The organism is Kingella denitrificans ATCC 33394 (assembly GCF_000190695.1).
Lineage (GTDB): Bacteria > Pseudomonadota > Gammaproteobacteria > Burkholderiales > Neisseriaceae > Kingella_A > Kingella_A denitrificans.
The window spans coordinates 28,043-42,992 of the sequence record NZ_GL870929.1 but is presented as its reverse complement, the minus strand read 5'-3'; the positions used below and the strand labels follow the sequence as shown (position 1 = coordinate 42,992).

Here is a 14,950-nt window from a genome sequence, read left to right as displayed (position 1 = left end):
ATTTCTCTTTTATAATAAGGAAAACTCATGTCTAAATTGATTTTGGTATTAAACTGCGGTTCGTCTTCTTTGAAAGGAGCGGTTTTAAACAGCGAAAACGGCGATGTGCTGCTGAGCTGTCTGGGCGAAAAACTGAACCTGGCAGATGCCTACATCACATTTAAAGTGAACGGCCAAAAAGAACGTGTCGATTTGAGCGCAACACCGAACCACACCGGCGCAGTGGGCGCAATGTTGGAAAAACTGAAAGCCATGGGCTTGGAAAGCCAAATCGGCGCCATCGGCCACCGCGTGGTGAGCGGCGGCGAAGAATACAGCGAATCCGTGCTGATTGACGACAGCGTGATGGCAGCCATCGAAAAATGCATTCCGCTGGCACCGCTGCACAACCCCGCCAACCTGCTGGGCATCCGCGCCGCGCAAGACATCTTCAAAGGCCTGCCGAATGTGGCCGTGTTCGACACCGCATTCCACCAAACCATGCCCGAACACGCGTATATGTATGCCATCCCCCGCAAGTTCTACCGCGATTTGGGCGTGCGCCGCTACGGTTTCCACGGCACCAGCTACCGCTTCGTGGCCGAAGAAGCCGCCAACGTTTTGGGCGCGGACAAAAACAATCTGAAACTGGTCATCGCCCACTTGGGTAACGGCGCGTCCATCACCGCCGTGCGCAACGGCAAATCCATGGACACCAGCATGGGTCTGACACCTTTGGAAGGCTTGGTGATGGGCACGCGTTCGGGCGATGTGGACCCAAGCATCTTCTCATTCTTGGCCGACAACCTGAAATTGAGCACCCAGCAAATCACCGACATTCTGAACAAAGAAAGCGGCCTGATGGGCATTTCCGAGCTGTCCAGCGACTGCCGCGTGATTGAAGACGAATCGCTGAACGGCCACGAAGGCGCCGTATTGGCACTGGAAATGTTCTCTTACCGTCTGGCGAAATATGTCGCTTCCATGGCCGTGGCGGCCGGCGGTTTGGACGCATTGGTGTTCACCGGCGGTATCGGCGAAAACTCCGACATCATCCGCGAAAAAGTATTGAACTACTGCGAATTCTTGGGCTTCAGCGTGGACAAAGAAGCCAACACGGCGGCACGCTTCGGCAAAGCAGGCGTGATTACCGCTGCCGGCAGCAAAGTCAAAGCTGTGGTGATTCCGACCAACGAAGAACTGATGATTGCACAAGACACCGCACGTTTGAGCGGCTTGGCAGCGTAATCGTCCGGTCAATAAAAGTGCAGGCTGCTTTTTTGGGAAACTGAAAAGCAGCCTGCACTTTATTGCGCTCGTGATTTCATCAACCATATATAGTAGATTAAAATTGCAATGATACGGCATTGGCTCGCCGCCCTGTCTCATTTTTATTGTAATCCACTATAAAAAATGGAAATTGAAAAGTGCAGGCTGCTTTTGATACCCCAAAAAAGCAGCCTGCACCCTGTTTATCCGCTTATCGAAAGCCCTGCGCCTGCAAAAAATCCGCCATTTCTTCGGCAAACTGCAAATAGCCCTTCGCATTCGCATGCACCGTGTCCGACTTCAAATCCTTGTCGCCCAAAATATCCGCCCACGCACCTTTCAGCAGCGGCACTCGGTATTTTTCCGCCAAATCCGAAAACAAGGCATGTTCGGATACGCGCCCAATCAGCGCGCCGGCCGTGAAATACGGAATCGCCACCAGCACCAACGGCACTTTGGCCGCCTGAATCTGCTCAATCATCCGGCTGATATTGGCCACGGTTTCGCTTTCCGGTTTCTTTTGCAGGAAATCGTTGCCGCCAATGCTGACCAGCACGAGCTTGGGATTCTGCTTCATCAAACCGGGCAGCCGCGCCAATGCCTGCGCGCTGGTATCGCCCGACACGCCGCCGTTGATGACATTCCAGCCCGTGATTTTGGCCAACTGTGTCGGATAATCTTCGCCCGGGCGCGCGCCGTAACCTTCGGTTAAGGAATCGCCAAGCGCCAACACCGTGCTGCCTGCGGGGATTTTGGTATATTTCTTGGCGAAACGGCATGCGCCGGCGGCCAGCAAAACGGCGACGGCCTGCAAAAAATGCCGCCGTGTCAGCGGATAAGGTGTGTGTGCCATGTCGGAATCAGCTGTTGAGGGCGCGGTATTGCTCGGCCGTCAGCAGCGTTTCGATGTCTTGCACCTGCGCCGGGCGGATGACGAAAAACCAGCCTGCATCATAAGGCGATTCGTTCACGGTTTCCGGGCTGCCGTCCAACACGCCGTTCACCGCCACCACTTCGCCCGCAATCGGGCAATACACATCGGAAGCGGATTTCACCGATTCGACCAATGCAGCCTGCTCCCCTGCGGCAAACGTCGCGCCCACAGCGGGCAGTTCGATAAACACAATGTCGCCCAACGCGTTCTGGGCGGTGTCGGTAATGCCGATTTGGGCAGTGCCGTCCTCTTGCAGCCGCACCCATTGGTGCTCTGCGCTATAACGCAACTCTGTCGGAATCTGACTCATTTTTCGTTTCCATTAAATCACATAGATAAAATCATCGCACAGCAGCGATTGATCCATGTCGGCGGCGGGCGTGTTTTTGGACAAGCCCACGGCTTTGGCGGGCACGCCGACCACGGTGGTCTGCGGTTCGACATCGCGCACCACCACACTGCCCGCGCCGATTTTCGCGCAATGGCCGATACGGATATTGCCCAACACGGACGCATTCGCGCCAATCATCACGCCGTCGCCGATTTTCGGGTGGCGGTCGCCGCTTTCTTTGCCCGAACCGCCCAGCGTAACGCCGTGCAGCAGCGAAATATTGTTGCCCAACACGGCGGTTTCGCCAATCACAATGCCCGTGCCGTGGTCGAACATGATACCGCAGCCGAATTTCGCGCCCGGATGGATATCCACGCCGAATACTTCGGAGGCGCGGTTTTGCAGGAAATAGGCCAGCGTTTTGCGTTCCTGCCGCCAAAGCGCGTGGTTAATCCGGTGCGTTTGGATGGCGTGGAAGCCCTTGAAATACAGCAGCGGCAGCGAATAGGCATCGCAGGCGGGGTCGCGTTCGTAACACGCAGTGATGTCGCTTTCCACGGCACGGGTAATGTCGGGATGGTGCTGCAAAACGTGCAGGAAGGTTTCGTACAGCGCGCGCGCGTCCATGGTGCTGCTGGATAATTTGCTGGACAAATGGAAGGCCAAAACGTGTGCCAGGCTGTCGTGCCGCAGCACAGTCAAATGCAGGAAACTGGCGAGCATGGGCTCTTCGCGTGCGGCGGCTTCCACTTCCGCGCGGATGGTGTGCCAAAGGTTGGCCGTTGTGATCATGCGTTGTCCTTTTGGTGTGTAAAGTGCAGGCTGCTTTTAAAAATGCGAAAAGCAGCCTGCACCTTTTATGGCCGTTGGTTTAAGGCATCAACATGCCGCCGTTCACATGCAGCGTTTGGCCGGTAATGTAACGCGCCTGGTCGGAGGCGAGGAACAGCACCGCGTCAGCCACGTCCTGCGCTTCGCCGAAGCGGCCCAATGCGGTTTGCGCTTCAAACGTTTTGCGCGTTTCTTCCGGCAGGGCGCGCGTCATGTCGGTGTCGATAAAGCCGGGGGCGACACAGTTCACCGTAATGCCGCGCGAACCGACTTCGCGTGCCAGCGATTTGCTGAACCCCTGCAAGGCGGCTTTGGCGGCGGCATAGTTCGTCTGCCCCGCATTGCCCATGGTGCCGACCACCGAGGTAATCGTGATGATGCGGCCGCTGCGCTGTTTCATCATGCCGCGCATCACGGCTTTGCAGGCGCGGTACACGGATTTCAGGTTCACGTTCATGATGTCGTCCCACTCTTCGTCCTTCATGCGCATCAGCAGGTTGTCGCGCGTGATGCCTGCGTTATTGACCAGGATATCCAGTTTGCCGAATTCTTTTTCAATATCGGCAATCAGCGTTTCAATGCCCTGCTCGTCTGCCGCATTCAGCGTGCGGCCGTGTCCGTTCCATTGCGCCAAACGCTCGCCGATGGCGGCAGCCCCGCTTTCTGAAGTGGCCGTGCCGATAACGGTGGCGCCGGCCTGTGCCAATGTGTCGGCAATCGCCGCGCCGATTCCGCGCGATGCGCCGGTCACCAAAACGGTTTTACCTGTCAGGTTTTGTGTCGTCATAATGTCGTCCTAATGATTGGATTTTGAAGATGCAAACGGTTTACTGCGCGTGTGCGGCGATAAATTCTTCCACGCTGCTTTGCGACACCAGAGCGGTGCAGGCTGCTTCTTTGTCGATGCGTTTGGCCAAACCGGCCAACACTTTGCCCGGCCCGCATTCGGCGGATTGGGTGATACCTTCGCGCACCAGCAGCTGCACGGTTTCCGTCCAGCGCACAGGCGAATACAGTTGGCGCACCAACGCGTCTTTGATTTGTGCGGGTTCGGCATGCGCGGCCACGTCGGCATTGTGAATCACGCGGATGCGCGGCGGCTGCACATCGACTTCGTCCAACGTGGCGGCCAGTTTTTCCGCTGCAGGCTGCATCAGGCGGCAATGCGACGGCACGGACACGGGCAACGGCAGGGCGCGTTTGGCACCGGCTTCTTTGGCCGCCTGCATGGCGCGTTCCACCGCCGCGGTATTGCCGGCAATCACCACTTGCCCCACGGAATTAAAGTTCACGGCTTCGCACACTTCGCCCTGTTCGGCGGCGGCGCACACTTGGCGGACCACATCATCGTCCAAACCCAGAATTGCCGCCATCGCGCCCACGCCCTGCGGCACGGCGGACTGCATCAATTCGGCACGGCGGCGCACCAAACGCACCGCATCGGCAAAGTGCAGGCTGCCTGCGGCCACCAGCGCGGTGTATTCGCCCAGGCTGTGCCCTGCCGCCACATCGGGCATTTTGCCACCTGCCGCCAAATAAGCGCGGTACGTCGCCACGCCCGCCGCCAGCATCAAGGGCTGCGTATTGACGGTTTGGCCGATGAGTTCGGCATCTTCGCCGTTCATCATCGCCCACAAATCCTGACCCAATGCGTCCGAAGCTTCGGCAAAGGTGTCGCGCACCACCGAAACGCCGTCAAAACCGCTCATCATGTTCAGGCTTTGCGAGCCTTGGCCGGGGAAGAAAAATGCAAATGGCATGGCTGATCCTTCTGTTGTCTGAAATGGGGCTATCATAGCACGAAATGCAGGCTTCTCCGCATTCGCACGGCGGATTTCTTTTCAGCCGCCGTTTTGCAGCAGCCACACGAACCCTTTGGCGGTGCGCGTGTCCGAATCGCTGAAATGGCCGCCTTCGTTCCATTCCAAAACATGGCGCGGCGCGCGGTCGGCATCGGCAAGAATTTGCGCGTATTCGCGGATACGATGGCCGATTTGTGCCAATACGGGGTGTTTGGCGTTTTCTTCTTTCGTGCCGAGGCTCAAATACACGGATTCGGCGTGCAGGCTGCTTTTGGCGGCAAATTCAAGCCAGCCTTCGTACCACACGGAAGGCGATACGCCCGCCACGCCGCAAAATTTGTCCGTCTGATAACCGCTCCACAAAGCGAACAACCCTGCCAGCGAATAGCCGCCCAGAAAACAGCGCGCGTTGCCATACGCCATGCCGAGGCGTTCCGTGCAATACGGCAGCAGGTGGCGGCATATCCAGTCCAACGTGTCCGCCGCACCGCTGCCGAAGCGCCCTTTTCCGCGCAACAGCGGCATTTCCCACGGCGTGAGCGCGCTGTTCCAATCGTCAATGTGAAAGGCGGCCAGGCCGAACCGCTGCTCCGTGTTGCCCGCAATATAGGCCACTTCACTGTCCAGCAACGCCCTGTCGTGTTCGTCAACGGGCTGAACCAGCAGGTATTCCGCGTTTTCCTGCGCGTACAATACGCAGTCTTTGCCTGCAATGTGCATTTCCGTTTTCTTCATATTGTGCCTTTCATTCCTGCGCCGCGTATTCGGGGAACAAAGCAGCCTGCACTTGCCGCCATGCCGCATCGGTGGGCGCGGCGATGTGGATTTCGCGCTGCTGCGGGTCGGTGAATTGCAGACTTTCGGCGTGGAGCAGCAGCCGCGTGTTGCCGTAAAATTGGTGAATGGCGCGGTTTTGGCGCAAATCGCCGTGCGTGGTGTCGCCCACAATCGGGTGGAAAATGTGTTTGAGGTGGCGGCGGATTTGGTGTTTGCGCCCGGTGTGCGGCATGAGGCGCAGCAGCGAATAGCGCGAGGTGGCATAACGCGGCGTGCTGACGATGGGCAGTTCGCTGCGGGCCAGCGTGCGGTATTCGGTGCAGGCTGCTTGGGCGGGCTTGTCGCCGTCGGCGTGCTGGTCGGCAATTTTATCGAGCTGTTCTTTGAGTGGGTAATCAATGCAGCCTGCATCGTCCGTCCAGCCGCGCGCGATGGCAAGATAGGTTTTGCGGACAAGGCGGCTGCCGAATTGCCCGGTGAAATATTGGGCGGCTTCGCGGTGCAGGGCAAACAGCATAATGCCCGACGTGGGGCGGTCGAGCCGGTGGACGGGGAAAACGTGCCGCCCCAGTTGGTCGCGCAGGGTTTGCAGCAGGAACACGGTTTCACCGCAGGAAAGCCATGTACGGTGGACCAGCATGTCGGCCGGTTTGTTCACGGCAATGTAATCGTCTGTTTGGGCAAGGATTTCTATCATACGGAAAATGCGGCAAAGGTAAAAAAGCAGCCTGCACCCGCTATAAACGGAAAGTGCAGGCTGCTTTTGGCATTGGCCATTACGATTCGGCTGCGGCGAGCCACGCGCTATTGTCCTGCAAAATGCGTACCAGCGCGTCCAAAAACTCGGGATTGTCGTTCAGGCAGGGGATGTAGTGGAACTGTTCGCCGCCGGCCGCGTGAAACTGCTCGCGCCCCGCAATGGCAATCTCTTCCATCGTTTCCAAGCAATCCGACACAAAGCCGGGGCAAATCACGTCCAGCCGCCGCACACCCTGTTTTTTCGGCAAGGTGGAAAACAGCGTCTGCGTGGACGGTTCAATCCACTTGTTCTTGCCGAAACGGCTTTGGAACGACACCACATAATCTTTTTCCGTCAAACCCAGCTCTTTGGCAGTTAATTGCGCGGTGCGGCGGCATTCGTCTGGATAAGGGTCGCCCAAATCATTGTGCCGTTGCGGAATGCCGTGGAAGCTGAACATCAGCAAATCGCCGCTGCCGTGCTGCGCGCGGTAATTGTGGATTTGCTGCGCCAATGCGCGGATATACGCTGGATGGTCGTAAAAACGGCTGATGCTGCACACCGACATTTGGTTGCGCTGCGCTAAAATCTCGCGCCACACCTTGTCCAGCGCCGCGCCCGTGCAGCTGGCGGCGTATTGCGGATACAGCGGCAGCACCAGCAGCTTGCCCACGCCTTGGCTTTTCAGCGCATCGATACTTTCGGCGATGGACGGTTTGCCATACGTCATGGCATATTCGACACACACCGTTTCGGGCAGCAGGCGGCGCAGGCCTTCGGCTTGGCGACGGGTAAACACCAAGAGCGGCGAACCTTCCTTGAACCAGATTTTTTCATAAGCATGCGCGCTTTTTTTGCTGCGCAACGGCAACACAATACCGTGCAACAGCGGCTGCCACACCCATTTGGGCAATTCCACCACCCGCGTGTCGGACAAAAATTCGCGCAAATAAGCGCGGACCGCCTCCGGCTTGGGGGCGGACGGCGTGCCCAGGTTCAGCAGCAACACGCCGATGCGTTCCTTCTCGGCAGCATGGTTCGGATATTCCGGTTTGAATTTCATTTGCTTCGTTCCGTCAAAAAAGCAGCCTGCACTTTCGTGTGCCACGATGACGCTATCCGTGTGCAGGCTGCTTTTGATGGGTCATTCGGGCGGCACGTCCGTTTATTCGGACACGGCAGGCAGCGTCATATCCAACACGGTCTGCGTTTGCCGTGTGCGGAAATCGGCCAATTTTTGTGCCAGGGCGGCATCGTGGTTTGCCAGCAACGACACGGCGAACAAGGCCGCATTGGCCGCGCCCGCCTCGCCAATCGCAAACGTGGCCACCGGCACGCCTTTGGGCATTTGCACGATGGACAGCAGCGAATCTTCGCCGCGCAGATATTTGCTCGGCACAGGCACGCCCAGCACGGGCAGCGGTGTTTGGCTGGCCACCATGCCCGGCAGGTGCGCCGCGCCGCCCGCTCCGGCGATAATCGCCTGCAAGCCGCGTTGCTGTGCCGATTTGGCGTATTCAAACATTAAATCAGGCGTGCGGTGCGCCGACACGACTTTGGCCTCGTAGGCAACGCCGAACTGTTCCAGCATGCGTGCGGCATGTTCCATCACCGCCCAATCGCTGTTGCTGCCCATGATGATACCGATTTTGACCATAACGCCGCCCTTCCGTTTATTTGAAGAAATCGCCGAAGCCGGGAGGCAGGCCCTGCGTGAACTGCGCCATGCGCGCCGACGTGGTTTGCTCGGCTTTTTCGTGCGCATCGGCAATCGCCGCCAGAATCAAATCTTCCAGCATTTCTTTGTCGTCCGCCGCTTCGGCGATTAAATCGGGGCTGATGTCGAGCCGCGTAACCACATGGCCGCAAGTGGCCTTCACTTTCACCAAGCCATTGCCCGCCTGGCCTTCCACTTCGGTCTGCGCCAATTCGGCTTGGGCTTTCTTCATATTGTCCTGCATTTTTTGGGCTTGCTGCATCAAGCCGCCCAATCCGGCTTTACCAAACATGGTAGGTCTCCTAAATCTGTTGGAAAAATAATGTTCCAGTATAACAAAATTCGCTTTTGTTGAGTATATGCCCTATTCGGCGGCAAATTCCAAATTGTCGATTAAGCGTGTTTTGCCCAGGCGCGCCGCAGCCAAAACCACCAGCCGAGTGTCGCCCAAACGGGCGATGTGCAGGCTGCCCTGCGTGCGGATTTCGACATAATCCACCTGCCAACCGTGCTGTTGCAGGTGGTGTGCTGCGGCATTTTGCAGGGCGGAGTAATCGCGATTGCCTGCCTGCACGGCTTGGGCGACGGCCTGCAATTCACGGAACAGGCGCGGTGCTTCCCGCCGCTCTTCGGCCGACAGGTATTGGTTGCGGCTGGACAGGGCCAAGCCGTCTTCCGCACGCCCCGTATCGACGGGGATAATCCGAACGGGGATGTTCAAATCGTCCGTCATGCCTTGGATGATGGCCAGTTGCTGATAATCTTTTTTGCCGAAGCAGGCGGCATCGGGCTGCACGATGTTGAACAGCTTGCACACCACGGTGGCCACGCCGCGGAAATGGTTCGGGCGGAATTGGCCGCACAATTCGTTTTGCAGGTGCGGCGGTTCGACTTGGTAATCCTGCCGCACGCGCGGATAAAGCTCTTGCTCGCTCGGCGCGAACAGCACGCTCACGCCGGCATCGCGCAGTTTGGCGGCATCTTCTTCCAATGTGCGCGGATATTGGTCGAAATCTTCGCCCTGCCCGAATTGCAGGCGGTTCACAAACACGCTCACCACAACGTGTTCGGCAGCGGCGCGCGCTTGGGCGACCAGTGCCAGATGGCCTGCGTGCAGGTTGCCCATGGTCGGCACGAAGGCGACGCTGCCGGCGGTTTTGCGCCAAGCGCGCAGCTCGGCAATGGTGTGGATAATCTTCATAACGGGTTCCGTTTAATGGTTGATTCTGTTGATGAAATGGAAGTGCAGGCTGCTTTTTGTCGGTTTCAAAAGCAGCCTGCACTTTGAACGGTAAATTTAACGGTTCGATATCGGCACATCTTCGGGGGCGGATTCGGTACGGGGTTCGGTGGTTGGCGGGTTTTGGCCGCGCGCTTCGTCGTCCACAATCCGAATATACGGACAGGTGCCGCGTTGAATCTCGTAAAACGGCTGCTCTTCCAGATGGCGGCGGATGACGGAAACGGGGATTTCGCAGCGGCGGATGTCGCCCTTATAACTGTACAGCACGACTTCTGCCGATGCAGCCTGCACCAGAAGGCAGGCCGCCAAAGCAGCGATAACGCGGTATTTTTTCATGTCATACTCCTAATCAGGAACATTCCCGCACCGCATTTTACACCCCGCCGCGCCATCCTCCAACGGCATGGCGCACCGGCCGGACAAGGCTTATTCTTCGTTGACCTTTTCCACGCCCTGCTTGGTCGGAATCTTGGTTTGCAGATATTGCAGATACGCCTGTGTCACGGTTTCGCCGCGCAACTGCGCCAACTGCATGCGCACGGCCTGAATAATCTGGCCGCCGCCCAGCGGATTGTTTTTCAGCACTTCCACCAGTTCCACCATGCCGTTGCGTTCCACCACGGCATAAGCAGGCTGGCCGTTGTTCGGCACGGCGGCCATAAAGGCTTTGTAGTCGGCGGGCACCAAAGCAGCCTGCATCTGCATCGGCAGCACATTTTGTTCGGGCGTCCATGCCAGCGTAACGGCTTTGCGCGCCTGCAAATCGGTTTGCGCCTGCTGTGCGGCGGCACGCGCCAGACGAATGCTTTCGGCTCGGACGAAATCCGCACGGATGCGGTCGCGCGCGGTGGCCAGCGTTTCCGTGCCGGCGGGGCGCGTGTCGGTTACGCGCACGAACCAAGTCGCACCGTCCGCGCTAATGCCTTCGGAAATGTGTTTCTTCGTCATCACGTCTTCGCTGAACAGCGTGTCCGCCACGGCTTTGGGCACGTGCAGGCTGCCTGCGTTGGCCTGTGTCAGCCATTCGTTCTGCTGCTGCACGGTCAGGCCGAATTTTTGCGCGGCGGCTTTCAAATCGGGCGTGTTCAGTGTGAATTCGGCAATTTCTTCGCGGATTTTTTCATACGCCTGCTGCGCTTTTTTCAGTTGCAATTCTTGGCGCACGCGGGCTTCCTGCGCAGCCGCGTCGTTGCCCTGGATTTCCAGCACGCGGACGATGTGGTAGCCGAAATCGGTTTCCACCACGTCGCTCACCGCGCCCTGCGCCAGTTTGAACGCCGCGTCGTCCAGCGGTTTGGCGGGCAGGCTACCCTGTGTCAGCGCGCCCAAATCGCCGCCGTTTTGCGCCGAGCCGGTGTCTTGCGAATACTGCTTGGCCAATTCGGCAAATTTATCGGGCGACGCTTTGGCTTCCTGCGCAATTTTCTCTGCCTGCTCGCGTGCTTTTTGGCGCGTGGCGGCATCGGCGGATTTCGGCGCATTAATCATGATGTGGGCAATGCGGCGCGTGGGTTTTTGGTTGGTGGTTGCCGTTTTCAAAGCAGCCTGCACTTCTTCGGCGGACACGGTCTGCTTGTCGACCAAATCTTTCGGCGACACCACCATGTATTCGTATTTCACGCCGGGCGCGACGGCGTAATTGCTTTTGTGCGCGTCATAATATTTTTGCAGTTCCGCGTCGCCCGCCTTCACTTGCGCGGCGTAATTTTCGGGATTGAACACGCTGGTGCGGATGACACGCTCGGCCATCTGCGTTTGGATATAGCGCTCCGCCTGGCCCGAAGTCACCACGTTGCTGTTGAGCATTTGCAGCAGGCTCACCAGCGTCAGGCGTTCGCGTTCCATCTGCATAAACGCGCTTTCGCTCAAATGGTTGTTCTTCAAGAATGTTTGGAAGCGTTCGGGGCTGAATTTGCCCTGTTCGTCGTGAAAAATCGGCGCGTCCACAATGCCTTGTTTGATTTGCGTGTCGGAAACGGCAATGCCCAAGGCTTTTGCGCCTTCCATCAGGTAGGCGCGCTGCACCAAGGTTTGGAACACTTCTTCACGGCTTGCGCTGCCGCCCGATGCCTGCGAGTTGCGGACGGCTTCGTCCAATGCGGCGCGGTTGATGACTTGGTCGCCGATTTTGACGATGTAGCGGTTGTCGCGCACGATTTCGAAGCTGGCGATGCCGAAGCCCACGAACGAAACGCCGATGATGCCCAACAGGACTTGCGACAGGGTGCGGTATTTTTCAATTGCGTGAAACATGAAAATTTCTCAAAAAACAAATAGGTTGGCGGATAAACAAACGGACAGTGTCCGTGCAGGCTGCTTTTTGCGCGCCGGCGTGTCAAAAATAGGGACGATTATAACAGATTGCGCCTGTGCCGTTGGTGGAAATCGCAATTCGAAGGCAGCCTGCAACGGGAAAACGGAGGTGCAGGCTGCTTTTGAACCGCGCCGAAAGCAGCCTGCACTGTGCCGCCGTTGTTTTTCTGTTAAAATACCGTCCGTTAAACATTTTGCAAGGAGCGACCATGTCGATTGCGAACAACCGCAAGGCCTTCCACGATTATTATATCGAAGAGCAGATTCAGGCAGGCCTAGTGCTGGAAGGCTGGGAAGTGAAGGCCATCCGTGCGGGGCGCGTGCAGTTGAAGGAAAGCTATATCTATTGGAAAAAAGATGCTTTTTACCTGGTGGGCTGCCACATCACCGCGCTGCCCACCGCTTCCACGCACGTCCGCCCAGACCCTGTCCGTCCGCGCAAGTTGCTGCTGAACCAGCGCGAAATCAACAAACTCATCGGCAAAACCGAACGCGCGGGCTATACGATTGTGCCTTTGAACATGCACTTTCACCGCGGCAAAATCAAAGCGGAAATCGGTTTGGCGAAAGGCAAAAAGCTGCACGATAAACGCGAGTCGTCCAAAGAATCGGATTGGAAGCGCGAAAAACAACGTTTGATGAAGCAGGCGCGATAGGCAGGCATATGAATCATCAGGATATTTACACCGCCGTGATTGCGTTCGGCAGCAATCTGGAAGAACCTGCGCGCCAAGTCCGCCAAGCGGCGGCAACGGTGGCGGCACTGCCGAATATGGTGTCGTTCCGCCTCTCGTCTTTATACCGCACCGCGCCCGTGGGCTACGCGGAGCAGCCGGACTTCATCAATGCCGTGGCTTTGGTGCAGACGCGCGACTCGGCCATGGCGCTGCTGCAACGTTTGCAGGCGGTGGAGCAGGCGTTCGGCCGCGAGCGCACCTTCCGCAACGCGCCGCGCACATTGGACTTGGACTTGATTGATTTTCATCATGAAATTTGGCAAACCGACACACTGACCCTGCCGCATCCGCGTGCGCACGAACGCGGTTTTGTGATGTGCCCACTGGCGGAAATCGCCCCCGATTATGTGCTGGGCAGCCACGGCCGCGCCGCCGATTTGGCACGCGCATTGGCAGATGACGGCATTGTCCGTTTGCAGGAGGAAACCACATGAGTGCAGGCTGCTTTTTCACGGCCGATTGGGACGCGCCGCCTTCGGTCAAAACCTTAATCACCACACGGCAGGGCGGCGTGAGCGAGGGCGTGTTCGCCAGCCTGAACCTGGGCCTGCATGTGGGCGACCGTCCGCAGCATGTATTGCACAACCGCGCCTTGGTGCAGCAGGCCGTGCCCGTGCCGATGGCGTATCTGAACCAGACGCACAGCACCGATGTGGTTCGCGCCGCCGACAGCATCGCGCAACCGCAAAATGCGGACGCTTCGTGGGACGACACGGGAAAAGCAGCCTGCACCGTCATGACGGCCGACTGCCTGCCCGTGCTGTTCTGCCATCAATCGGGCAATGTGGTGGCCGCCGCACACGCGGGTTGGCGCGGGCTGGCCGGCGGCATCCTGCAAAACACCGTTCGGGCGATGGGCGTTCCGGCGCATGAAATTATGGCGTATCTGGCACCGGCCATCGGCGCGGAATCGTTTGAAGTGGGCGGCGATGTGCAGGCTGCTTTCTGCGCCCCGAACCCCGCCGCGCAATCCTGCTTCGCACCGCTGGGCAACGGCAAATATCTGGCCGATATTTACGGGCTGGCACACCAAATCCTGCAACAGGCCGGCGTGTCGCGGATTTACGGCGGCGATTTCTGCACCGTGAAAGAATCCGACCGCTTCTTCTCCTACCGCCGCGACGGTCAAACCGGACGCATGGCCAGCGCCGTCTGGATTGAGCGATGAAACTGAACCATCCAGCAGGCCGCGCCGCCGAAGAACGCGCATTGCAGTTTCTGCAACAACAAGGCTGCCTGCTGCGCGAACGCAACTGGCACTGCCGCTACGGCGAAATCGACCTGATTATGCAGCACGGGGAAACGCTGCTGTTTGTCGAAGTGAAATTCCGCAGCAGCAACGCATTCGGCGGCGCGGCATACAGCATCACCCCCGCCAAATTGGCCAAACTGCAACGCAGCGCAGAATATTACCTGCAAACCCAACACATTAACCCGCACTGCCGCTTAGACGCCGTTTTGCTGCAAGGCGCGCAGGCACCGCAATGGATACAGAATATTTCAGGATAAACCCATGATTGATTTGAACAAACGTGTTTTTGACCATTTTGAAGAGAGCATCCGCACTAAGCAGATGGCGCAGGAAGTTTTGACCGAAGCCGCCGCCCAAGCCGCGCAGCTCTTATTTGACGCATTGGCCAACGACGGAAAAATCCTCATTTGCGGCAACGGCGGTTCCGCAGCCGACGCCCAGCACTTTGCCGCCGAAATGACCGGCCGCTTCGAACAGGAACGCATGGAGCTGGCCGCCGTCGCCCTCACCACCGACACTTCCGCCCTCACCGCCATCGGCAACGATTACGGCTTCGACCACATTTTCAGCAAACAAGTCCGCGCCTTGGGGCGGATGGGCGACGTGCTGGTCGGCATTTCCACATCGGGCAATTCCAAAAACATCATCGAAGCCATTCACGCCGCGCACGAACGCGAAATGAACGTGATTGCCTTCACCGGACGCGACGGCGGCAAAATTGCCGGACTGCTGCGCGACGGCGACGTGCTGCTCAATGTACCCTACCCGCGCACCGCCCGCATTCAGGAAGTGCACCTGCTGTTGATACACGCGCTGTGCGACTGCATTGATTCCATGTTGCTGGAAGGCTGAACTATCTGCCCAAAAAGCAGCCTGCACGTTGAAAAACGCCATGCAGGCTGCTTTTTCCATTGCAACGTACCGTTTGGCGTATCCGGCAAAATATAGTGGATTAAAATAAAAATGAGACAAGGCGGCGAGCCGCAAGGCGTACAGGTAGTACGTCAAGGTGAGCCAACGCCGTAT

Annotated in this window: 19 protein-coding genes; 6 read left to right on the top strand and 13 right to left on the bottom strand. The window is 57.9% G+C overall.

From position 1 onward, the window contains the following. Positions 1–27: 27 nt before the first annotated feature. On the top strand, positions 28–1,227 hold the full coding sequence (locus HMPREF9098_RS00215; protein ID WP_003780810.1) for an acetate kinase: 1,200 nt from the start codon (positions 28–30) through the stop codon (positions 1,225–1,227). Between the two features lie 232 nt (positions 1,228–1,459). On the opposite strand, the gene HMPREF9098_RS00210 is transcribed toward HMPREF9098_RS00215, so the two are convergent. The 13 genes from HMPREF9098_RS00210 to HMPREF9098_RS00150 form a co-directional block, all read right to left on the bottom strand. Further along, positions 1,460–2,101, bottom strand: coding sequence for an arylesterase (locus HMPREF9098_RS00210; RefSeq protein WP_003780808.1), 642 nt, complete (start codon positions 2,099–2,101; stop codon positions 1,460–1,462). A gap of 7 nt (positions 2,102–2,108) precedes the next feature. Then, on the bottom strand, positions 2,109–2,492 hold the full coding sequence (gene gcvH, locus HMPREF9098_RS00205) for a glycine cleavage system protein GcvH (protein WP_003780806.1): 384 nt from the start codon (positions 2,490–2,492) through the stop codon (positions 2,109–2,111). 12 nt (positions 2,493–2,504) lie between these two features. Further along, on the bottom strand, positions 2,505–3,305 hold the full coding sequence (gene cysE, locus HMPREF9098_RS00200) for a serine O-acetyltransferase (protein ID WP_003780805.1): 801 nt from the start codon (positions 3,303–3,305) through the stop codon (positions 2,505–2,507). A gap of 79 nt (positions 3,306–3,384) precedes the next feature. Next, positions 3,385–4,131, bottom strand: a complete 747-nt coding sequence (gene fabG, locus HMPREF9098_RS00195) for a 3-oxoacyl-ACP reductase FabG (protein ID WP_003780804.1) — start codon at positions 4,129–4,131, stop codon at positions 3,385–3,387. Between the two features lie 40 nt (positions 4,132–4,171). Beyond that, positions 4,172–5,104, bottom strand: coding sequence for an ACP S-malonyltransferase (fabD, locus tag HMPREF9098_RS00190; protein WP_040564112.1), 933 nt, complete (start codon positions 5,102–5,104; stop codon positions 4,172–4,174). 81 nt (positions 5,105–5,185) lie between these two features. Continuing rightward, complete coding sequence (locus tag HMPREF9098_RS00185; RefSeq protein WP_003780802.1) at positions 5,186–5,881, bottom strand: alpha/beta hydrolase; 696 nt, start codon at positions 5,879–5,881, stop codon at positions 5,186–5,188. A gap of 10 nt (positions 5,882–5,891) precedes the next feature. Then, positions 5,892–6,620: a tRNA pseudouridine(65) synthase TruC gene (gene truC / locus HMPREF9098_RS00180; RefSeq protein ID WP_003780801.1), complete on the bottom strand. Its 729-nt coding sequence runs from the start codon at positions 6,618–6,620 to the stop codon at positions 5,892–5,894. A 79-nt stretch (positions 6,621–6,699) separates the two neighbouring features. After that, positions 6,700–7,725: a ferrochelatase gene (gene hemH / locus HMPREF9098_RS00175; RefSeq protein ID WP_040564111.1), complete on the bottom strand. Its 1,026-nt coding sequence runs from the start codon at positions 7,723–7,725 to the stop codon at positions 6,700–6,702. A gap of 102 nt (positions 7,726–7,827) precedes the next feature. Then, complete coding sequence (purE, locus tag HMPREF9098_RS00170; RefSeq protein ID WP_003780799.1) at positions 7,828–8,319, bottom strand: 5-(carboxyamino)imidazole ribonucleotide mutase; 492 nt, start codon at positions 8,317–8,319, stop codon at positions 7,828–7,830. Between the two features lie 16 nt (positions 8,320–8,335). Beyond that, on the bottom strand, positions 8,336–8,671 hold the full coding sequence (locus tag HMPREF9098_RS00165) for a YbaB/EbfC family nucleoid-associated protein (RefSeq protein WP_003780798.1): 336 nt from the start codon (positions 8,669–8,671) through the stop codon (positions 8,336–8,338). A 72-nt stretch (positions 8,672–8,743) separates the two neighbouring features. Then, entirely contained in the window at positions 8,744–9,580 is an 837-nt protein-coding gene (gene panC / locus HMPREF9098_RS00160; RefSeq protein WP_003780796.1) for a pantoate--beta-alanine ligase, read from the bottom strand. A 96-nt stretch (positions 9,581–9,676) separates the two neighbouring features. Continuing rightward, positions 9,677–9,958, bottom strand: coding sequence for a hypothetical protein (locus HMPREF9098_RS00155; RefSeq protein WP_003780795.1), 282 nt, complete (start codon positions 9,956–9,958; stop codon positions 9,677–9,679). A gap of 90 nt (positions 9,959–10,048) precedes the next feature. Continuing rightward, positions 10,049–11,875, bottom strand: coding sequence for a peptidylprolyl isomerase (locus HMPREF9098_RS00150; protein WP_003780792.1), 1,827 nt, complete (start codon positions 11,873–11,875; stop codon positions 10,049–10,051). Positions 11,876–12,144: 269 nt separating this feature from the next. On the opposite strand from HMPREF9098_RS00150, the gene smpB reads away from it, so the two are divergent. Genes smpB through HMPREF9098_RS00125 form a run of 5 tightly spaced genes read left to right on the top strand, consistent with a single transcriptional unit; the run spans position 12,145 to position 14,776 of the window. Next, on the top strand, positions 12,145–12,591 hold the full coding sequence (gene smpB / locus HMPREF9098_RS00145; protein WP_040564511.1) for an SsrA-binding protein SmpB: 447 nt from the start codon (positions 12,145–12,147) through the stop codon (positions 12,589–12,591). Between the two features lie 8 nt (positions 12,592–12,599). After that, complete coding sequence (gene folK, locus HMPREF9098_RS00140) at positions 12,600–13,106, top strand: 2-amino-4-hydroxy-6-hydroxymethyldihydropteridine diphosphokinase (RefSeq protein WP_003780788.1); 507 nt, start codon at positions 12,600–12,602, stop codon at positions 13,104–13,106. Next, the gene (pgeF, locus tag HMPREF9098_RS00135; RefSeq protein ID WP_003780787.1) at positions 13,103–13,840 is read left to right on the top strand and encodes a peptidoglycan editing factor PgeF; all 738 of its coding nucleotides are present in this window, start codon (positions 13,103–13,105) and stop codon (positions 13,838–13,840) included. The genes folK and pgeF overlap by 4 nt, the downstream gene beginning before the upstream one ends. Next, positions 13,837–14,181 carry a YraN family protein gene (locus tag HMPREF9098_RS00130; RefSeq protein ID WP_003780786.1) on the top strand — a complete coding sequence of 115 codons (345 nt, stop codon included), beginning with the start codon at positions 13,837–13,839 and terminating at the stop codon, positions 14,179–14,181. The genes pgeF and HMPREF9098_RS00130 overlap by 4 nt, the downstream gene beginning before the upstream one ends. Before the next feature lie 4 nt (positions 14,182–14,185). Further along, a complete protein-coding gene (locus HMPREF9098_RS00125) occupies positions 14,186–14,776 on the top strand; it encodes a phosphoheptose isomerase (RefSeq protein WP_003780785.1) in 591 nt (196 codons plus the stop codon). Positions 14,777–14,950 lie beyond the last annotated feature (174 nt).